28 protein-coding genes, 1 tRNA gene and 1 pseudogene are annotated in these 19878 nt (G+C 34.5%); 20 read left to right on the plus strand and 10 right to left on the minus strand.

Annotation, left to right across the window (positions count from 1 at the left end):
• The 13 genes and pseudogenes from BG20_RS12420 to BG20_RS07610 all read left to right on the plus strand — a co-directional run.
• Positions 1 to 373 (plus strand): annotated as a pseudogene (locus BG20_RS12420) (signal recognition particle-docking protein FtsY); the annotation flags it as partial.
• Entirely contained in the window at positions 370 to 1281 is a 912-nt protein-coding gene (gene argF, locus BG20_RS07555) for an ornithine carbamoyltransferase (protein ID WP_010193140.1), read from the plus strand. The pseudogene BG20_RS12420 and the gene argF, both read left to right, overlap by 4 nt.
• Before the next feature lie 36 nt (positions 1282 to 1317).
• A complete protein-coding gene (locus BG20_RS07560) occupies positions 1318 to 1800 on the plus strand; it encodes a 50S ribosomal protein L18 (protein ID WP_010193142.1) in 483 nt (160 codons plus the stop codon).
• Positions 1801 to 1802: 2 nt separating this feature from the next.
• Positions 1803 to 2549, plus strand: coding sequence for a 30S ribosomal protein S5 (locus BG20_RS07565; RefSeq protein WP_007402798.1), 747 nt, complete (start codon positions 1803 to 1805; stop codon positions 2547 to 2549).
• A gap of 6 nt (positions 2550 to 2555) precedes the next feature.
• Positions 2556 to 3023, plus strand: a complete 468-nt coding sequence (locus BG20_RS07570) for a 50S ribosomal protein L30 (protein WP_010193144.1) — start codon at positions 2556 to 2558, stop codon at positions 3021 to 3023.
• 1 nt (position 3024) lies between these two features.
• On the plus strand, positions 3025 to 3450 hold the full coding sequence (locus tag BG20_RS07575) for an uL15m family ribosomal protein (RefSeq protein WP_007402796.1): 426 nt from the start codon (positions 3025 to 3027) through the stop codon (positions 3448 to 3450).
• Positions 3443 to 4873: a preprotein translocase subunit SecY gene (gene secY / locus BG20_RS07580; RefSeq protein WP_010193146.1), complete on the plus strand. Its 1431-nt coding sequence runs from the start codon at positions 3443 to 3445 to the stop codon at positions 4871 to 4873. The genes BG20_RS07575 and secY overlap by 8 nt, the downstream gene beginning before the upstream one ends.
• Entirely contained in the window at positions 4851 to 5438 is a 588-nt protein-coding gene (locus tag BG20_RS07585; protein ID WP_007402794.1) for an adenylate kinase, read from the plus strand. The genes secY and BG20_RS07585 overlap by 23 nt, the downstream gene beginning before the upstream one ends.
• Before the next feature lies 1 nt (position 5439).
• Complete coding sequence (locus tag BG20_RS07590; RefSeq protein WP_010193150.1) at positions 5440 to 6078, plus strand: EMC3/TMCO1 family protein; 639 nt, start codon at positions 5440 to 5442, stop codon at positions 6076 to 6078.
• Positions 6075 to 6635 (plus strand): cytidylate kinase family protein, encoded by a 561-nt coding sequence (locus tag BG20_RS07595; protein WP_007402792.1) that lies wholly within the window; start codon positions 6075 to 6077, stop codon positions 6633 to 6635. Before BG20_RS07590 ends, BG20_RS07595 begins: the two co-directional genes overlap by 4 nt.
• Positions 6632 to 7630 carry an RNA-guided pseudouridylation complex pseudouridine synthase subunit Cbf5 gene (locus BG20_RS07600; protein WP_010193153.1) on the plus strand — a complete coding sequence of 333 codons (999 nt, stop codon included), beginning with the start codon at positions 6632 to 6634 and terminating at the stop codon, positions 7628 to 7630. Before BG20_RS07595 ends, BG20_RS07600 begins: the two co-directional genes overlap by 4 nt.
• Positions 7631 to 7657: 27 nt before the next feature.
• A complete protein-coding gene (locus BG20_RS07605; protein WP_010193155.1) occupies positions 7658 to 8104 on the plus strand; it encodes a hypothetical protein in 447 nt (148 codons plus the stop codon).
• Positions 8105 to 8170: 66 nt separating this feature from the next.
• A tRNA-Ser gene (locus BG20_RS07610) sits at positions 8171 to 8271 on the plus strand.
• Positions 8272 to 8311: 40 nt separating this feature from the next.
• Here BG20_RS07610 and BG20_RS07615 read toward each other — a convergent pair.
• The 6 genes from BG20_RS07615 to BG20_RS07635 form a co-directional block, all read right to left on the minus strand.
• Positions 8312 to 8806: a hypothetical protein gene (locus BG20_RS07615; RefSeq protein WP_010193157.1), complete on the minus strand. Its 495-nt coding sequence runs from the start codon at positions 8804 to 8806 to the stop codon at positions 8312 to 8314.
• Between the two features lie 41 nt (positions 8807 to 8847).
• Positions 8848 to 9024, minus strand: a complete 177-nt coding sequence (locus BG20_RS12740; protein WP_010193159.1) for a hypothetical protein — start codon at positions 9022 to 9024, stop codon at positions 8848 to 8850.
• A gap of 7 nt (positions 9025 to 9031) precedes the next feature.
• A complete protein-coding gene (locus BG20_RS07620) occupies positions 9032 to 9496 on the minus strand; it encodes an SHOCT domain-containing protein (protein WP_010193161.1) in 465 nt (154 codons plus the stop codon).
• Positions 9497 to 9593: 97 nt separating this feature from the next.
• Positions 9594 to 10154 (minus strand): TATA-box-binding protein, encoded by a 561-nt coding sequence (locus tag BG20_RS07625; RefSeq protein WP_010193163.1) that lies wholly within the window; start codon positions 10152 to 10154, stop codon positions 9594 to 9596.
• A gap of 24 nt (positions 10155 to 10178) precedes the next feature.
• A complete protein-coding gene (locus BG20_RS07630; protein ID WP_081477555.1) occupies positions 10179 to 11099 on the minus strand; it encodes a transcription initiation factor IIB in 921 nt (306 codons plus the stop codon).
• 132 nt (positions 11100 to 11231) lie between these two features.
• Positions 11232 to 12542 carry an NAD(P)/FAD-dependent oxidoreductase gene (locus BG20_RS07635; RefSeq protein ID WP_010193166.1) on the minus strand — a complete coding sequence of 437 codons (1311 nt, stop codon included), beginning with the start codon at positions 12540 to 12542 and terminating at the stop codon, positions 11232 to 11234.
• Between the two features lie 82 nt (positions 12543 to 12624).
• On the opposite strand from BG20_RS07635, the gene BG20_RS07640 reads away from it, so the two are divergent.
• Both BG20_RS07640 and BG20_RS07645 read left to right on the plus strand, forming a co-directional pair.
• Positions 12625 to 12906 carry a hypothetical protein gene (locus tag BG20_RS07640; protein WP_048097160.1) on the plus strand — a complete coding sequence of 94 codons (282 nt, stop codon included), beginning with the start codon at positions 12625 to 12627 and terminating at the stop codon, positions 12904 to 12906.
• Positions 12907 to 12932: 26 nt separating this feature from the next.
• Positions 12933 to 13307, plus strand: coding sequence for a ChuX/HutX family heme-like substrate-binding protein (locus BG20_RS07645; RefSeq protein ID WP_010193170.1), 375 nt, complete (start codon positions 12933 to 12935; stop codon positions 13305 to 13307).
• A 203-nt stretch (positions 13308 to 13510) separates the two neighbouring features.
• Here BG20_RS07645 and BG20_RS07650 read toward each other — a convergent pair whose 3' ends face one another.
• Complete coding sequence (locus tag BG20_RS07650; RefSeq protein ID WP_010193172.1) at positions 13511 to 14482, minus strand: 2-hydroxyacid dehydrogenase; 972 nt, start codon at positions 14480 to 14482, stop codon at positions 13511 to 13513.
• Between the two features lie 54 nt (positions 14483 to 14536).
• Here BG20_RS07650 and BG20_RS12745 point away from each other — a divergent pair, with 54 nt between their 5' ends.
• The 4 genes from BG20_RS12745 to BG20_RS07665 are packed head-to-tail and all read left to right on the plus strand — an operon-like array spanning position 14537 to position 18083.
• Positions 14537 to 14677: a hypothetical protein gene (locus BG20_RS12745; RefSeq protein ID WP_007402782.1), complete on the plus strand. Its 141-nt coding sequence runs from the start codon at positions 14537 to 14539 to the stop codon at positions 14675 to 14677.
• 53 nt (positions 14678 to 14730) lie between these two features.
• On the plus strand, positions 14731 to 16641 hold the full coding sequence (locus tag BG20_RS07655; protein ID WP_010193174.1) for a 2-oxoacid:ferredoxin oxidoreductase subunit alpha: 1911 nt from the start codon (positions 14731 to 14733) through the stop codon (positions 16639 to 16641).
• Positions 16631 to 17593 carry a 2-oxoacid:ferredoxin oxidoreductase subunit beta gene (locus BG20_RS07660; RefSeq protein ID WP_007402780.1) on the plus strand — a complete coding sequence of 321 codons (963 nt, stop codon included), beginning with the start codon at positions 16631 to 16633 and terminating at the stop codon, positions 17591 to 17593. The genes BG20_RS07655 and BG20_RS07660 overlap by 11 nt, the downstream gene beginning before the upstream one ends.
• Positions 17594 to 17642: 49 nt before the next feature.
• Positions 17643 to 18083, plus strand: coding sequence for a hypothetical protein (locus tag BG20_RS07665; RefSeq protein ID WP_048097161.1), 441 nt, complete (start codon positions 17643 to 17645; stop codon positions 18081 to 18083).
• On the opposite strand, the gene BG20_RS07670 is transcribed toward BG20_RS07665, so the two are convergent.
• Positions 18076 to 18609 carry a hypothetical protein gene (locus BG20_RS07670; RefSeq protein WP_007402778.1) on the minus strand — a complete coding sequence of 178 codons (534 nt, stop codon included), beginning with the start codon at positions 18607 to 18609 and terminating at the stop codon, positions 18076 to 18078. The two genes, BG20_RS07665 and BG20_RS07670, sit on opposite strands and share 8 nt — an antisense overlap.
• Positions 18610 to 18708: 99 nt before the next feature.
• Here BG20_RS07670 and BG20_RS07675 point away from each other — a divergent pair, with 99 nt between their 5' ends.
• Positions 18709 to 19032: a hypothetical protein gene (locus BG20_RS07675; RefSeq protein ID WP_010193184.1), complete on the plus strand. Its 324-nt coding sequence runs from the start codon at positions 18709 to 18711 to the stop codon at positions 19030 to 19032.
• A 10-nt stretch (positions 19033 to 19042) separates the two neighbouring features.
• Here the strand turns inward: BG20_RS07675 and BG20_RS07680 are convergent, their stop codons facing one another.
• Both BG20_RS07680 and BG20_RS07685 read right to left on the minus strand, forming a co-directional pair.
• Positions 19043 to 19591 (minus strand): hypothetical protein, encoded by a 549-nt coding sequence (locus BG20_RS07680; protein ID WP_010193185.1) that lies wholly within the window; start codon positions 19589 to 19591, stop codon positions 19043 to 19045.
• Between the two features lie 48 nt (positions 19592 to 19639).
• Positions 19640 to 19878: coenzyme F420-0:L-glutamate ligase (locus BG20_RS07685; RefSeq protein ID WP_010193187.1), on the minus strand; the 239-nt coding region annotated here is incomplete at its 5' end.

Here is a 19878-nt window from a genome sequence, read left to right on the forward strand (position 1 = left end):
AACCAGAACCAAACCAGAACCAAAACCAGAACCAAAACCAGAACCAAAACCAGAACCAAAACCAGAACCAAAACCAGAACCAAAACCAGATTCAAGTGATCCTTTTGAAGGTATTTCAGATTCTGACATTGCAAAGTTTTCAGACATGTATGATGTTGCACCGCCTGAAACTGATGCTGAGGCAATCAGATTGGGTGCCAAAATACATGAATGGATAAAACAAGGACGACCAAAACCTGGAGAATCAAAACCAGAGAAAAAAATTGAATCTGAACAAAATGAAGAAAAACAAAAAGATGACAAACACAAACAAGATAAAGAAGAAGAAAAACCTAAAAAGAAAAGAGGAGTATTTGGATTCTTTAAGAAATGAAACTAAAAACAAAAGATTTACTCACTTTAGCGGAATTAACACCCAAAGAATTTACTGGATTAATTGATTATTCAATCAAATTAAAAAAAGAATTAAAGTCTGGAAACAAACCCTTGTTGAAAAATAAAACACTGACAATGATTTTTCAAAAGCCATCGACTCGAACTCGCGTAAGCTTTGAAGTTGCAATGTACCAACTTGGTGGACATGCAGTAAATCTCTCATCAAATGAAATGCAGTTATCTCGTGGAGAATCAATTGAAGACACTGCAAAAACTTTGTCACGATACACCAACTGCATCATGGCACGAGTTTATGATCATAGTTTGCTTGAAAAATTATCCCAGTCCTCTTCAATACCTGTGATTAATGGACTCTCTGATTCATTTCATCCCTGTCAGATACTGGCAGATTTTATGACAATAAAAGAGAAAAAAGGAAGTCTCAAAGGACTAAAGATTGCATGGATAGGTGATGGAAATAACGTATGCAATTCAATGATTTACGGATGTTCTTTATCTGGAGTTTCGATATCCATTGCAACTCCAAATGGATTTGAACCTGATGCCAAAGTAGTCGCAGAATCTAAAAAATCAACTAGTATAGAACTAACTTCCGATCCATTAATTGCAATCAAAAATGCCGATGTTGTCATCACTGATACATTCACATCAATTCACACAAATGATCCAAAACGAATTAAAAAATTCCTACCAAAATTTCAAGTCAACGAAAAATTAATGAATCATGCCAAAAAAAATGCAATTTTTATGCATTGTCTTCCAGCAAAAAGAGATCATGAAGTTACATCATCTGTTATTGATGGTCCTCAATCAGTTGTATGGGATGAGGCAGAAAATAGACTCCATACTCAAAAGGCTCTACTATCTTCCATAATTCGCGCTTAACGTATATAAGAGCAGTTTCAAACTCGTGTTCTATAGATGGCCTATTCAAACATCCTTAGAAGACTACGTGAGGAAAAAACTAATTACAGAAAACGTGGTACTTTGTTATCCGGTAGACGTGATTTTATCACTGTAAATATTACTAATGAAAACACACAAGTCCAAATTTTAAAGCCAGGCATGACTGGCGACAAAGTCATTGCATCTGCTCATTCTACTTATTTGATTAAAAAAGGCTGGAAGGGATCTAGAAAAAGTGTACCTGCAGCATATCTTACTGGTTATCTTGCAGGAAAAAAAGCCATTGGCAATGGTGCAAAAGATGCAGTATTGTACACTGGAACTAGAAGATACACGCAAAGAATGGCAGCAGCACTAAAAGGAGTTGTTGATGCAGGCCTCATAGTCCCAGCTGATCCTGAAACTTTTCCATCCGAAGATAGAATCAAAGGAGATCATCTGACAGTAAAAAATGACACTACAAAAATTAAATCTGCTATTGACAGTGAGGTCAAGTAGAAATGAGTCAAACAACACAAACTAAACCTGCTGGTAAAGGTGGACCAGGCGGCAGAGGCGGTTCTGGTGGAAGAGGTGGACCAGGCGGTAGAGGCCCTCCAACTTATGGTGGTGGTAAACCAGGTGGACAAACTAGAAGACCACGAAGAGAACAAGAAGAAGAAGTCTGGGTTCCAAAAACAATTTTAGGAAAAAAAGTTGCAGCAGGTGAAATTAATTCTATTGAAGAAATCATTCAAGATGGTTTACGAATTCAAGAAGCTGGCATCATAAAGAAATTACTTCCTGATTTGAAAAGTGAAGTAGTTGATGTTGGTATTATTCAAAAAATGACTTCAAACGGACAATCAACTCGATTCAAAGCAATTGTTGCAACAGGTAATCAAAATGGATACCTGGGAATCGGTCAAGGTAAATCAAAACAAATGAGAATTGCAATTGAAAAAGCAACAAACCAAGCCCTTCTAAATGTCAGTCCAATCAAACTAGGATGTGGCAGTTGGGAATGCAGATGTGATCAAAAACATTCTGTTCCTTTCAAAATTAGAGGAAAAGGTGGAAGTGTTACAATTGAAATTATTCCAGCTCCTCGTGGATTAGGTTTGGTAGCTGGCGGTAAAATTAAACGATTATTGGAATTAGCTGGTCTTAAAGATGCTTGGACTACTGCAAAAGGTGCAACACCTACAATGAACTCTACTTCCAAAGCTATATTGGATTGTCTGAAACAGACATTTAGTCAGGGATGATTTAACATGGCAAAAGCGTATCTTGTAGTCAGAATTAAAGGAAAAGCTGACTGTCCTTACTGGGCTACCACTACTATGACTTTGCTAAAATTAGATAAAAAATATCGTGCTGTAATATTGCCAGCAAAGGATAACACATTAGGAATGCTAAACAAAGTAAAACACTATGTTACATGGTCTGAACTAGATACTGGTTTGGCAAAAGAACTAGTTGATAAAAAAGCAAGAAAAGAAGGTTATCAAAAAGTTACAGCAGCTGATCTTAAAGAACTTGGATATGATAGTACTGATGCACTTGCAACTGCACTAGCAGAAGGAAAAGCAACTCTCTCTAAACTAAAACCTCTAAAACCTTGGTTTGCATTAGCACCACCAAGACATGGATTCAAACGAAGCACCAAAAAACTATACGGACAAAAGGGTGTACTAGGACAAAACAAAGACCTCGGAATATTGGTAAGGAATATGATTTAACATGGCTACAAGATTAAGAAAAACTCGCAGACTTAGAGGTGGAAGACACATGGGATGGGGACAAGTAGGTCAACACCGTGCAAGTGGTCATAAAGGCGGTCTTGGAATTGCCGGTTTACACAAGTATCATTTTAGCACACTGCTAAAAGAAATGCCAGATCATTTTGGACATGATTCTACTCATCCACCTCACCCAATCATTACAAGAAAATGGGCCAGCGTCCGTGATCTTGATGATTTGTTTGCAAAATTAGGTAAAGAAGAAGGAGGAAAAAAAGTCATAGACCTCATAACTGCAGGATATGATAAGCTCCTTGGTGGCGGTAAAGTGTCTAAACCATACACCGTCAAAGTACCACGATTTACTGCAACAGCAGAAGAGAAAATAAAATCAGCAGGGGGAGAGGTGTTAGCTACTAATGGCTGAGGGTAGTATCACTAGTTTTATTAGAAAAGTTGTTTTCAAAGCAGAACCTTATCTCCCTCAAGTCCCAAAACCTAAAAAAAAGATATCTCTCCAAACCAAATTAATTTGGTCTGGTGTTGTACTATTAATTTACATGGTAATGGGTCAGACCCCATTATTTGGAGCAACTGCACCTGAATTTGACTTCCTGCAATTTGCTAGAGTAATTTTTGCATCTGCTCAAGGAACACTAGTTGAATTAGGAATTGGACCTATTGTAACTGCAGGTCTGCTGATGCAATTGCTTAGAGGTTCGGAGATTCTAAAGTTTGATTTCAAAAAACCCGAAGAGAGAGGAGTTTTTCAAACTGCTACTAAACTAGTAACATATGTTGTAATTATTGCTGAATCTATTGTATATGCTACTGCCGTTTATGGACATAACGTAGCAGAACCCTGGCATCTGTATGTAATGATTGGTCAATTAATGGGAGCATCTATTATTATCATGTTTATGGACGAACTAGTCCAGAAAGGCTGGGGCCTTGGCAGCGGAATCAGTTTATTCATTATGGCCGGTGTAGCTCAACAAATTCTATGGAGTCTCTTTAGCCCATTACCTGCTGGAGACGGCGGTACTATTGGCATCGTCCCATATATTGCCGAGTCAGTAGCTAGTGGAGATTTAGCTAATGTATTCTTCCGTGCAAATCAACTACCTAGTATCTTTGGGTTCTTGTTGACTGCTGGCGTTTTGTTGATACTTGTATTTACTCAAGGAATGAAAATTGAGATTCCAATTGTTTCTACAAAATATAGGGGATTCTCAGCAGTATATCCAATTAAACTAATTTACGTCTCAAACATTCCGGTAATTTTGGCATCTGCTCTTACTGCAAACGCAGTGTTCATTGGTCAGATGTTTTGGGCAAACTTTAACCCCCGAAATAATAATGCGTTTATGAATATTTTAGGTCAGTTTGATCCTACTAGCCCTTCCACCCCAATTGGTGGATTAATTTACTATATCACTCCTCCAAGAGGAATTGCCATTGCAGCTTTAGATCCTGGTAGAGCAATTGGTTACATTTTGTTTATGGTCGGAATTGTAGTTGTGTTTGGACGATTATGGGTTGAGCTTGGAGGTTTATCTCCAAAGAGTGCAGCTCAAAACTTACTTGATGCTGACGTGCAAGTTCCAGGATTTAGAAGATCTAATGCACCAGTAGAGGCATTGCTAAACAAATACATTCCATCAGTTACAATTATTGGTTCTATAATTTTGGGTTTGCTTGCTGGTATATCTGATGTGTTGGGAGTCTTTGGTTCAGGTATTGGAATTTTACTGATGGTAGACATTCTCATCAACTATTACAGTCAACTAGTCAAAGAACAAGTAGAAGTTGTAATGCCACGTCTTGGTGCTTTACTTGGTAGAAAGTAGAAAAGTTGTAGTGGTAGGAATACCTGGTGTTGGAAAAACTTCCTTATTGAAAAGAATTGTTGAAATCCTAAAAGAGCAAAACAAAACTGTAAGTGTTAATAGTTTTGGTAGCGTGATGTTTGAAATAGCAAAATCAAAAGGAATCAATGATAGAGATGAGCTTCGAAAACTACCTGTTTCTGAACAAAAAAATCTTCAGAAAATTGCCGCAGAAAAACTTGCAAATCTAACTGACGATGTAGTGATTATTGATACTCATGTCTTTATCAATTCACCTGAAGGGTACTATCCTGGATTACCTGAACATGTTTTGGCAATTCTCAAGCCTTCAAACTTTGTATCAGTTTCTGCAAAACCAGAAGAAATTTACAACAGAAGAATGAAAGATGATACTAGAAACCGTGATAATGTCTCAATTGATAATATTAAAAAAGAGTTAGATGTACAATCTGGTATGATCTCAGCCTGTGCAGTAATTTCTGGTTCTCCAGTAAAACATGTACTAAACCGAGAAGGAATGATTGACGAAGTGGCTGAAAAAATAATTAAGGTAATAGGGTTGTAAAATGGCTTTTGAATCTGTTTTATTATTTTTGAATTCTGTTTTTCTTGAAAGTCATGATGGGATCTTTGGATTTCTTGGTGGCGGAACACACGCAATGGGAAGTGAAGATCCTATTGTAAAAGGTGTAGTCTTAACGGCATTCGCTGTTACTGGTTTTGGCATTTTACTTAATCTCTTTAATGCTGCAGTTAGAAAGAAAATGGTTGATAGAACAAAATTAGCACGAATTATGAAAGAGACACGTTCTTGGCAAAAAGAAAGAATGTCTGCAATGAGATCAAAAGATCAAGCCAAGATAAATGAATTAAACAAAAAATCGTCTTACATGAACAAAATGTCAATGGAGATGATGCAGATGAACATGCGACCAATGATGATTACATTTGTTCCACTAATTCTAATTTTTTATCTTGTATTGCCTGTATTGTTTTCACATATTGTGGCTCTATCTCCTGTGTCTCTTGACATAATTCCTGGTAACTTCTTCCATCTTACTTGTACTGCGGAACAAGCAGCAGATCCAAATGATGTATGTCCTGCAGAAAATGCTCTATATCTTTGGGCCTGGTATTTCTTGTCCTCCATTGCATTTAGTGGCATCATAATGAAAGTAACAAAAACCTCAATGGATCTTAGTTGACCAAATCAATTGTAATTTCTGGTCCTCCAGCTGTAGGTAAAACAACTGTTGCCAAAGGATTGGCAAAAGAATTTAACTTAACATATCTTAGCGGCGGTGATATTCTAAAAGAGCTGGCAAAAGAGCAGGGATTTGATGTAACAGGTGATGATTGGTGGGATACTGAAAGTGGAATGAAATTTCTTAATCAAAGAGAGACCCATTCTGAATTTGATAAGAAAGTTGATGACAAATTAATCCAACTTTACAATAAAGGTGGAATGGTAATCACAAGCTACACACTTCCATGGCTAGTTGATAATGGCATCAAAATCTGGCTTTCAGGTTCCCATGATAGCAGCTCAAAGAGAATGCAGACTAGAGACAATATGACTTCTCAAGAAGCATATCAAATTACAAAAATTAGATATGATAAAAATCGAGCACTTTACAAAAAATTATATAATTTTGATTTTGGAAGTGATACTTCAGTATTTGATAAGATTATTGATACTGATAATCTTAATGCAACTCAAGTAATTAATATTGCAAAAGAAACTGTTAGGGAATTATCATGACACTAAAACAATTGCAGAATTTGATTGTAATTGATCAAGATATCACTGATGATGCATATGGAACATATTATGATAAAAGAACTCTAGAGCAATTACTTGATTACGGTTTAATCATTTTAGATAAACCTCCGGGCCCAACTAGTCATGAAACTGTAGCATGGACAAAAAGAATCCTCAAGATTCCAAAGATTGGTCATAGTGGAACCCTTGATCCTCAAGTTTCAGGAGTATTGCCTTTAGGTCTTGGAGAAGCAACAAAGGCTTTGGGAGTATTACTTTATGGTCCAAAAGAATATCATGCACTTGGAAGATTTCACTCTCTTCCTTCAAAAGAAAAACTAGAAGAAGTATTGGATCTTTTTCGTGGAGAGATTTTCCAAAAACCACCACAACGTTCTGCAGTTTTAAGACAAACTAGAACCAGAACAATCTATGAATTAGAAGTATTAGAACAAAAAGAAAGACTGCTTTTAGCTCGTGTTTTATGTGAAGCTGGAACATACATTAGAAAATTATTTTATGATATGGGTGAAATTCTTGGTCCTGGAGCAACCATGATTGAACTACGGAGAACTAGAGTTGATCAATTCTACGAATCAGATGGTTTGGTGACCTTACATGAGCTTGCAAATGCATATGCACTTTGGAAAGAAAAAAACGATGAGACCAAACTTCTCTCAATGATAAAACCAATTGAATATGCACTTAGCGAATTAAAATCTGTAGTAATTCGTGATTCAGCTGTAGATGCATTATGTCACGGAGCTCAGCTTGCAATTCCCGGAATATTACAAATTTCACCTGATCTGAAAAAAGGTGACATTGTAGCAATTTACACTCAAAAAGGAGAAGCAGTAGCATTAGCAGAATCTATGATGTCTGAAGAGGAAATTCGTGATGCTACAAAAGGTTATGCTTTTGAAACAAATAGAATCATTATGGCTCCAAACACATATCCTAAGAAATGGAGATCAAAAACGCCTCCAAAGGATTAAAAAATCAGAGAAAAACCTTTACAATAATTGTTAGCAAAAAGTCTTGTAATTTTTATCAGTGTGGGAATTTTATCTGGTTTTTTGTTTGGGTTTTATCTGCTTGAAATGAAAAATACAAATCAACTTGTATTTGTAGAAGGTTCATCTATATCGATTGTAACTGAAAAATCTGATTTTAAGAAAGGTGAAGAAATCAAAATAACTCTGATAAATTCTGGAACATCACCAATTACATTTACAGACTCTTCATACGGATTAAAGATAAGTGGATTATTTGGAATTAAGATGTATTCTCCTACTGCATCTCAAGTAGTTACAACTTTGAATCCAAAAGAACAAATTGTATTTGTTTGGGATCAAATGAAAAATGATAATGTCCCTGTTTTGGAAGGACTTTACAAAATAAGCTCAGATGGAATTGATTCTGATGGAAAAATTGTAGAAAAATCTATCACTATTAACATTTGGAAGTAATTTTTTTATTTTTCATAACACAATATATAATCAAATTTTCCCAATTTACTTTGTCGCAAGACTTGTGCCGGGGTCGCCTAGCCTGGTAGGGCGCGCGCCTGGAAATGTTAAACCATAAAGCGCGTTCTCGCAAGGGAACGGGAGTTCAAATCTCCCTCCCGGCGCCATTTATTTTTCTAAATTTTTGCAAGAATCTTTTTCTTTTTTCTAAAAATTCTTTTTTGTAATAATTCCTGCTTTTTGCAATCCATCTAGTTTTTCTAATAACTGCAATTTACTTTGTGGTGACATTTTGAGATTATGTCCTGCCTTTATACCACTCTTGATGCCTGATTTAGTAGTCTTTTTTAATTTAGTTCCAAGTGTATTGCCTTTTTTGACAATCTTTTCACTTATGATGTATCCTTTCTTTTTTGCCTGCTTGACTATCTCTTCAGATTTTTGTATTGTCACATCATTGACTAGTTTGTTGTTTCTGGCCATCTTGCCTAGTTCCACTGTCTTTCTGCGAGCAAGATTTGCCTGCAATTTTAAGCCCTTGATAATTTCATCTTTAGTTTTTCGTTTGAATCGTCTGGTGTATTCTTCAATGACTAAAACAGGAAACGGACTATACTCCACATCTAGATAATATTTTATGATAACTTCATCTGGTAATTTTTTTAGATATTCTGCAATTGATTTCTCTGATTTTATTTCCATGTTCTTGATTTAATGTATACTCATAAAAAGATTAAAGATTGTTATTTTCTCCGGACTTTAAAATATCCTAATAACCCGGCAATTATGATTCCTCCTACAACCATACCAATCCCAATTGACCATTCTTGTGTAAACCAATTATAGTTTGTAACAATGATAATTCCAATTAAAATATCAATTACAATAACCAGTGAAATTATTACTAAATTTTTTACCAATACAAAATCAAATCCTGTCTAGTATCTTTTTCTTTTTCTTGGTAAATTCTTCTTCTGTAATAATCCCAAGTTCTTTGAGTTTGGCCAATTTTTCTAGTACTTCGATGCTGGATGTTCCATATTGTGTGCCTATTTTGACTCTGCCAACAATGGATTCAAAAAAGTAAAAAAACCCATTAATGACTTTTCTATAAAATTTAGGGCTATTCTTTTTTATCATAATTGCAGAATCTACACTCTTCTCTTTGATCTTAAGAGAATTATTCTTCAATGATTTCCATTGTGGTTTTGATTTGATAAAATCTACACTGGATGTAGTCATCTCGTTTATTTTTTCTAATGATTCTTTTCCTAATTGCTTGCCTCGTTCTACTTTATTTTCATAAGTTTTTGTTAAATCTTGGAAATGCTCTGCTTTATTTTTCTTAATATTTTTTTCAGATTTTTCATTATTGTTTTCTATTATGTCCACTATGCACTTTATTGTCCATCCTTACTAATATCTGTATTATTAGGTAGTACTAATTTTATTAATAATATTTCTTCAGATTTAATTTTAAATTTTATGATTAATTGTAAATCATCAATTTTTTTTCTTCTAGTAAACTATGAATTTGATTAACTGAGCGGTGTACATCTTTTTCAAGTTTAGCACCAACACAAACTAATTTGCCTGATGAGAAAATTAGAATTACTGTTTTAGGATCTAGCATTCTGTGAATTAATCCTGGGAATTGTTCTGGTTCATACATGCTTCTTGGAAGTGTTCTTGCAGCTTGCTCCAAATTAACTCTGCCACCAAGATTAATTGATGACACAATATTTTGTATTGTAACCTCTGCTTCATTTTTTATTTTTATCTTTCCTTTTTTTAACATCGATACTACCTTTGCTACTGCTGTCTCTGCAAGTTCTTGCGATTTGGCACCTGTACACACCATCTTTCCTGAGCTAAATAACAAAGTTGCAGTTTTTGGATTTTTTAATCTAAAGACAGCTCCTGGGAATTGTTCGGGATGATATTCAACATCTGGAAATTTCTTTGTAATATCAACAAGATCTAGTTTTTGATCTATTGTAGCTGATGCCACTACATTGACAATTGATATCAAAGGTCTTGTTTGAGTCATGATTCTTATCGTTTCACCCTAAACTTATAGGTCTGTATTTTGATCCATTCTCAATCCTTTGTACCTGTTTCTAATTGTTACTTCAGTTACGCTTGCTGCTTCGGCAATGTCTCTCTGAGTCATGTTTTCCGAATTACTTACACATGATAGGTAAAGTGCCGCTGCTGCAAGCCCCATAGGATCCTTACCTGCTGACTCTTCATGCTCTTGAGCTGTTTTGAGTACTTTGACTGCATAGCGTTTTGTTTTTTCTGAGATTCCAAGTTTACTTGCAATTCTTGCAATACATTGAATTGGGTCCACTACTGGCATTTTTAGCTCTAATTCTTGATGTAAAATTCTATAACATCTTGCAATATCTTTTTTCTTTATGTTTCCTGCATCTGATACATCTTTTAGTGTTCTAGGAGTTTCTGTGTCTCTGCATGCAGCATAAAGTGCAGATGCAATTAATGCTGAAATAGAACGTCCTCTGACCAACCCTTTGTCAAGAGCTTTTCTGTAAATATATGCAGCCTTTTCAACAACTGCATCAGACACTGCAAGTTTGTCTTTTAATCGTGTTAATTCGCTTAATGCTTGCCGTAAATTTCTGTCAGAAGATGCATGAACTTTACTTCTACTGTCCCACGTTCTTAATCTTTCAATGGTACTTTTCATCGATGATGTAAGTGGCTTTCCTGAAGAATCTCTATTGATTGGATTGATAATTGTAGCCAGACCTCTATCATGAATTGCCAACGATGTTGGAGCTCCCGTTCTAGTAGGATCTGATCCCCCTTCTTTTGAAAATGATCTCCATTCAGGACCCGAATCTTGTAATGTCTCAGAAATCACAAATCCACATTTGCCACAAAATCTTTCACCAGTATCGTTATCTGTTAACATGCCTTTTTTCCCGCAACGTTTGCATCCCGTGTTTGTGTCGACAGATTGTAAAACCAAAAATAAAACCAATATTGTTTAGTTTGTTTAGTATAAGAACCGGTCGATTTGGGGCTTTTTCATCAAAATTCTCTTAGTCAAGATTTCAAATTAATTTTAGATATATTTGCGCATGAAATTACAAAACTCTACCTATATTCCCAATTTTTCAATAATCTTACTAAATTTCCAAGTACCACACTGTGCATCTACATTTTCACTAGTAAACAACCCTTGATTGTTTAGATAATTTACAACATATGCTGAAAATGGTAATGCCCCAGTTGCCCCAGGCGAGTTGTAATTTAAAATATGAAAAGACATTGAATCTCCTTCTAAAATTACATCTGGAACAAATTTCCCTTCTTGATTAATTACTGATGATCTTATCCCGGCTGTTCCCTTCTCTGTAATTTTTGTTGCATCTATTTTTGGCAAGAATCGCTTTACTCTGTTTATCATTGATGATTTTGACATTGATGACTGAATTTCATTAATTGCTAGTTCTTGGAATTGTTTATCAAATATCGCCTTTCTTGCACCAGACATTATCATCTCTAATGTTTTTGGAATGAATTCTTTGATGTTCTCTGTTTTGTTATACCCATATGGGCTGAACACCGGTACTGCATTTGGCCCAATCTCACAATTTCCATCCACTCTGATAATCCAATGAGGATCTAAAAACGGATAGTCTGGATATTCTGGAACAGAGTATACACTAGTCTTTGTTAAATTGTTGTATTCTTTTGGAGCTTTCCAATACTCTCCTCTAAAATGTACATCTGTAAATTTTTCTGCAATTCCTGCCTTGTGAGCAATGTCGATTGCTTCCCCACCTGCAGTATTTATGATAAAATTTGCAAAAATTTCATGTTCGCCGTCTAGTGTAATCTTCCATTTATTGCTAGTTTTTTTGATATTTGTAACTTTGGTATCAAAAACAAAATTTGTCCCATTATTTTTACTGTCATTCATAACTTCACCCGTAAGAAGAGAATAATCAGTTGAACCGTCTTTGTAAACATAAAGTGCAGACTCACATTTTATTTCAGGCTCTATTTTTTTTAATTCTTCTTTGTCCATTAATTTAATGTCATTTTCTTGTAACCCATTTTGTTTGCCCCATTTCAAATATTTTTCAAGTACCAGTGTTCCCTTTTGATCTAATGCTACCTCAATGACGCCATCTTTTTTAAATGGAATATTTTTTAATCTTGAATATTCTTCCCACATCTCATATCCATGAAATGCTGCTTTTGCAAACATTTTTTTCTTTTCTGGATTGTATAGATATGGTGCATGGACTTTCCCTGTGTTTCTTCCACTTGTATGAAATGCAACACTATGTGCCTGTTCTATTACAAGAATCTTTTTTGTTGTATTTAAAAAACTAAGAAAATATGAAATAGAAGAACCAAGTATTCCCCCACCAATTATTACAACATCAAAATCACGCCTCATTGTATTTGCCTTTAACTCTCATCAATATTAAATTGAATACATAGTAATCAAGATTAATATCTCATAATTTTCAATTCTAATTGTGTTACCTGATAGATGCTCTATAATGGAGAGTGGAAAACAATGCGTAAACCCACCAGAATTTGTAGTATCAATTGTGGTTGAAAAAGACGAATACATGGTTGGAGTGACTTGCTCAAATCACAAACAAATTGTTTCAGGTAAAATTCAATCTCTTCAAAATGAAGAAAAAATTCCTCATGGGAAAATTAGTTTTTCACCGTTAAAAGCAGTTGGTACTGATTGCATACATGGTGATCAGGATGATTTTGTTCAATTAGATACAAAATCACCTAAAAATTGAAATAATTTCTTTTTAATCTAATCTTATTGCTTTTTGATCTTTTATCTGATATTGTAAAAATCGATGATGTTTTGTTGATTATTAAAAACAATGTTGCAGTATCTGAGACTAGAAGTAACTCATTATCTATCAGGCAGAAAGAAAAATGGATTACTATAGGTGATAATGATGGCCCATCTCACATGCACATTAATTCTGAATTGATAACACATGCAGAGTTTGTTGAGGAACAAAAACCAGACCTTATCAGCTTTAGTATACGATTCTATGATCAAAATCAAGAACGTGTTATTGGTGCATTTTTTACAAAAATGTATGACCTGAATAATCATCTAGTTGTCGGGCGAAAGAAAATCTATGATGATTTGAATCAAAAATATGGCTCTAAGATTAAATTTTAAAAAAAACCTTGTCTGAAAATGACAAGGAGAAAAATCCTATAAATCTAATTGTTTTTTCTTCTTTTCTTTTTCAGATTGTTGTTTAGCTAATTCTAATTCTTCGTTTGTATGTTTGAATTTTTTCAATCTAATACTAATTTACATTCTGTGTATAAAAACTGCAGTTTTTTTACAATGCCATCTTAAGCGTAAATTAGCACTATTTAGTACCCTACAGAATAGACTGGGGTCTTTCCATTTATTCCAAGATTCAAATTTTTTACTGTGATCATTGCCATCTTCTCTCTGGTTTCCTTTGTAGAGCTTCCAATATGTGGTGCTAAAACAACGTTCTGTATTTTTGTAAGAGGATGATTTTTGCCGATTGGTTCTGATTCAAACACATCAAGTGCTGCACCTGCAATGATTTTTTTATCTAGTGCCACTATGAGATCTTTTTCATTGATTATTTTTCCACGTGCAGTATTTATTAACACTGCAGTTTTTTTCATTTTTTTGAAAATTTTCATATCAAATAACTGATTGGTTAGAGTTGTATGTGGAACATGGATTGAAATTATATCGCTATATTTGATTAATTTCTCAAATGTAACATACTTGGCGCCAAGAGTTTTTTCTTTGCTTTTAGAAACTGCTTTTCTATTATGATAAATAATTTTCATATCAAATGCTTTGGCACGTTTTGCAAGTGTTCCACCTATTCTTCCTAATCCCAAAATTCCTAGCGTCTTTCCTTGAAGATCAACTCCGACATAATCATATGCTCCGAAAATCTCCTGCCATCTTCCACATCTGATAATTCTATCACCTTCTGATACTCTACGTAAAATATCAATTAGTAGAGAAAATGCCAAATCAGCTGTCGCATCTGTTAGAACTTCTGGAGTATGCCCAACTCTAATTTTCTTTTCCTTAGCATATTGAGTATCTATATGATCAAATCCGACGCTGTACGTACTAATTACTTTGAGATTTTTTGCAGCATCAATTATTTCCTTATCTATCTTATCATATGGAAAGCAAATCAGTCCATCAATATCTTGAATTTTAAATCTTAATTTTGTTTTAGGAATTGGAATTTTACCTGAATGAACTTCAATCTGGTATCTTTTTTTTAACTCATTTAACGCAAAATCATGAAGGGTTCTGGTAAGAAAAACCCTCTTTTTTTTCATTATACATGAAATTTATCTCAAACCATTTATACGATTTCTTTCTAGATAACCAAGATGCCAGACACTGAAGAAGAAGAATTTGCAATTTGTGTCGAGTGTGGAAATTCAATTGAAAAATGTGTTTGTGTTTGTCCATATTGTGGTGAAAGAGATAAATGCGAATGTGTTTTGTTTGACTCAGCTACAGGTGGTTAGTGCAATTAATTTGAACAATATTATTAATATTCACAAAAATGAGATAAATTATCATGGGTTCTGTTGATTTTACTTGGTTAATTGGTGGTCCACAAGGAAGCGGTGTAGATTCTGGTGCTAATGTTTTTTCAAAAGTGTGTGCAAATATGGGATACCAAATATTTGGTAAAAGAGAATTTTATTCCAATATTAAAGGGGATCACAGCTATTTCACAGTAAGAGTATCTGATGAAGAAATCCATTCAAATGTAAATGCAGTAAATCTAATTGCATCTTTTGATGCTGAAACAATTTTCAGACATTATGATGAAGTTGTTAGTGGTGGAGGAATAATTTATGATGCTGATTTAGCAAAAATATCTGTTGATGAGGTACATACACTTGATATTTATTTTAAAGAAAGATTACTAAAAGAATTAGAATCTAAAAATAAGCCTCAAACAATTACGGGAGTATTAGAGCTTGCACAAGAAAAAGGTGTAATTCTTTATCCAATTTCTTTTAGAGATATACTGTCCACACTTTCTGAGAAGACAAATAATCCAAAACTAAAAGGAATGGTAAGACTGTTCAATGTGATTGCAGTTTCTTTATCATTAGGATTAATTAAAATGCCATTAGATCCTTTGTTTGATTCCCTTGATTCTATTTTTGCAAAAAAACCTTTGATCTCTGAATTAAATAAAAAAGCAGCAACTTTTGCATATGATCAAGCAAAAGCAAAGTTTGAAAACTTTAAACATGTTTTAACTGGAACTACAAAACAACCAGACACTATCTTAACTCAAGGTCATTTTGGTGCATCTATTGGAAAAATTGTAAGCGGATGTAGATTCCAATCATACTATCCAATCACACCCGCTTCTGATGAAAGTGTTTATCTGGAATCCAATGAACTTTTAGAAGTTCAAAATGATAGACCTGGGTCTACAATTGTTATTCAATGTGAAGATGAGATATCTGCAATGGGTATGATGATTGGTGCATCATTAACTGGTACCCGTTCTTCTACTTCAACCTCTGGTCCTGGATTTGCATTGATGACTGAAGCCCTTGGTTGGGCTGGAATCAACGAAGTTCCAATTGTAATTACTTTGTATCAAAGAAGTGGACCCTCCACCGGTCTTCCAACTCGACACGGACAAGATGACTTGTTATTTGCAGTAAACGGAGGACATGGAGATTTTCCAAAACTTGTTTATGCATCAGGTGATATTGAAGAAAGTTTCTACGATACTGGAAGATGTTTTAATTATGCCGATGTATATCAAGTCCCCGTTATTCACATGATGGATAAATTTCTTTCAAGTTCTGTAGTTACTTGCAAAAAATTTGATCCTCAAAAAATCACAATCGATAGAGGTCTATTGTTGGATAAAATTGAAGGAGAATACAAGAGATTTGCTTTTACTGAAAATGGAATTTCACCTCGTTCTAGATTGGGACTAGATAATGGAGTATTTTGGAATACTGGCGATGAATCCGATGAATTTGGCCATATAACTGAGGATCCTCAGATTCGTATCAAAATGATGGACAAAAGAATGAATAAGTTAGATTTGATGCTCAAAGAAATTCCAATCGATGAGCAAGTTGTATCATACGGTGTGTTTGATTATACTATAGTTTCTTGGGGTTCTCCAAAGGGTCCTATATTAGATGCACTTGCAATGCTCAAAAAAGAAGGAATCCATATTGGGTTTATTCAGATGAAATTAATTCATCCCTTCCCTGCAGAACATGTTAAATCCCTTATCAAAGATGCAAAAACAATAATTGACATTGAAGCAAATCATTCAGGACAATTAGGAAAAATTTTCATGCAAAATGTATTGCGCGATATTGATCACTATATTCTAAAATACACTGGAAGAGGGATGACGAGCACCGAAATTTATGATTCTCTAAAAAAGATAATTGAAAATAAGGCAAGCAAAAGGGAGATCTTAACTCATGGCGCTTAAGCTAGCAGATTACAAGACCGAAGTCCACAATGATTGGTGTCCGGGTTGTGGTGATTTTGGAATTGTTAATGCATTGCAAATGGCACTTGCTGAAATGGGAATTGAACGTGACAAGGCTACCATATTTTCTGGCATTGGTTGCTCTGGAAAGACATCCCACTTTATCAATACATACGGTGTTCACACGTTACATGGTAGAGTCTTGACTTTTGCTCAAGGGGGGAAACTTGCAAATCCTGACATGACTGTAGTTGCAGTTGGAGGTGACGGTGATGGATTAGGAATTGGTGCAGGTCATTTTGTAGCGGCAGGAAGACGAAATATTGACATGACTTACATTATTTTTGATAATGGTGTTTACGGTTTAACTAAAGGACAAGCTTCTCCAACATTAAAACTTGGTGAGAAAACAAAATCACTTCCTTCTCCTAATACAAATTACAATGTTAATCCAATTGGATTGGCAGTTGCAAGCGGTTTTACATTCGTAGCCCGTGGTTACTCTTATGATGTTAGACATCTAAAAGATCTAATCATCAAGGCAGTTCGTCATAAGGGGTTGTCTTTTCTTGATGTATTGCAACCTTGTCCAACTTACAATGACATCAATACAAGAGATTGGTATGCAGGAGTTGATTTGGCCCAAGAATCAATTGAGAGGCACTCTAGAATCTACAAACTTGAGGATACTAAATTTGATCCTACAGTGCACTATGAAGATGAGGCAGAAGTTAATGAAAAACTATCTCAAGCTTTAATCAAATCTCTTGAATGGGGAAATAGCATTCCAATTGGCATATTTTATCAAAATGAAATAATCTCAGAATATTCTACTAGACTAACTGATAAGATACCTAACTACCTTGAAAATCCACCAGCAAAACAAAAGATTTCAGAAAATGGCTCTCCTTTAACTGATATATCTGAAATAATTAATTCCCTCAGAGTCTAATAATGTCTATAACCTAATGAGTTATAGACTAGTTTATCCGTAGATCACCTTGCTGTTGAACATAAACGATGCAAATAAAATATTTAGAAAATCCATAATCAAAGGATTCTTTGAGCCCGAATTAGTTAATCTAGATTTTAAAAAATCCCCTGTCAAACATCCATCCATTACTGATGATGGATTGATGCAATCTGATTTACTGCATGTGTTTTTTGATATAGAGACTGGTTCTGATTACCCTGATGGTGATGAATGGTTTATTGTTGAACTACTATTTCCACACGATGTTAAACTACCAGACAATCTTAAAGGTGCTGATTACTTTACAACTATCTCAGTTGAAAATGGAAAAACATTCTGGCATCATCGTGAATTAATCCGATACAAATATGGAAAATCAAAAAAACTTAATGACGCATTAGAGTTTTTAGAATCAAAATATAAAGAATTACACGGTTTACTTGAACCCCTTCAAAAAGATCTCAAGTAGTTACTTTCCAACTACTTCCGCTAAAAGTATATTTTTTACTCTCAGCTAGTGCTGTGTTTAATCTCCATCTTGCAGATTCAGGATCAAACTTGTAAGATATCTCTAAAATATCAGATGGTAGTTTTTCTGGATCTAGATGATATGGAAGAAGTTCTAATACAAAATCAATCTTTTCAATTGCATTATCATACCATTGTTTATCTTCAGTATCTACGACAAAAACTATTTTTGGATTTCCTGAAAAATTAATTTTTATCTTTAAAGCATTTCCAGAGCCTCTTCGCCTCTTCATCTCTTTGAAAACATCTTTTATCTTCTCCCAACGTCTATACTCAAACCATTTGAAGAATTCTTCGCTAAAATCAAGTGGTATATCTAAATCCAAAAAACTGACAAAATTCTCATCGTTTACCTCAATCTCCTCTTGAATTATTGAAAATCTAGAATTCAAATAGCCATAAATCACTTCAATCTCCCAAGGAGATATTCCATAATATTGCAAGGATATTTGCGGATTCTCAACCACTAATTTGAAATGGCAAAAATTGTAATTAAAGCTTCAAAATAGCTTTGAAGAGACTTTTCTTCATCAAAATTAAAATTATAGAGTATAAAATAGTCATTAATGAAAAAAGAATTTGTTGTAAGAAGCATTGATGCTGCGCCTGATGGTGCTCCATATGTCATAGTTTCTCTGTCTTCTGTTAAAGATCTTAAGGAAGGAACACAAACTCAACCTGCATTTGGTACTCCCAAAGTAATGGGATTTACTAACATGAATGATATGATGAAGGATCTCAACAAAATGTTCTCCGGAATGGGTGGAATGGGTATGCAAAGCGGTGTAACTCAACTAAAACTGGATATGCATGAATACAAAGAGATGGGTTTGTCTGTAGGCGATAAGGTCTATCTAGAATTATCCAAAGCAGAAACTTTGGGAATATGATCCATCTGTTTTATATGGTATTGAGAAACTTCCAGAGATAAAATATGCTAACAGTTCCAATGACAAATAGCATTGGTTTCCAAGCAAAAACTGGGATACTTGGTGTTGCAAGTTTTACTTTGTAATTATCAAAAATCATATGAACATTTTTCTTAATCTTATCATGCCAAATTTTGTATTCTACTTGATATTTTTTTAGAATTTCCTCCACTTCATACACAACAGGAGTTCTTTGTGATACCAAATGTTGAAGATAATCTCTTGAGACTTCAACTTCTGCATGTATTCCAATTAATCCTTTTTTTAGATCTACCATTCTTACATGCATCTCCCATGGTTTTTTTAGTTTAAGATTTAATCCGCTTCCAATCTGGTTGGGCTGTTTATGTTCTAATTTTACTTTGGTAAATCCCTCTGCTGTAAAAATTCTCATAAGCTCATCAAAACTCTTCTTTACTACAATGTGTAGCTGCTCTACTCCTTTGTTATCAAAGTCAATACTGTGTTTTAATCCGTCTAGAAACGAAATAGTCTTGGGATATTTTGTTAGATATTCCATAATTCTGTCCTCAAAAAACCTCTATTTAAAGCAGAACCAATTTAATTTCTATTTGTTCATAGGATTTGTTAGACCTCTTACGTACACGCATTGATCAGGAGATATTGCCATTTCATTTGGGCTTATTTTTCTATCAGTAAGTTTTGCACCCGAATCTCTTATAATCGCAAATGGTTTTGATTCTGCTGCCTCACCCATTTTGTGATTTGCAATTGTTGCAAGATTGTCTACGACTGCTTGAAATGTAACCTTTAATGGGTTTCCATCAAGATCCTTTTCTGCTCTCA

This window comes from Candidatus Nitrosarchaeum limnium BG20 (genome assembly GCF_000241145.1).
GTDB lineage: Archaea > Thermoproteota > Nitrososphaeria > Nitrososphaerales > Nitrosopumilaceae > Nitrosarchaeum > Nitrosarchaeum limnae.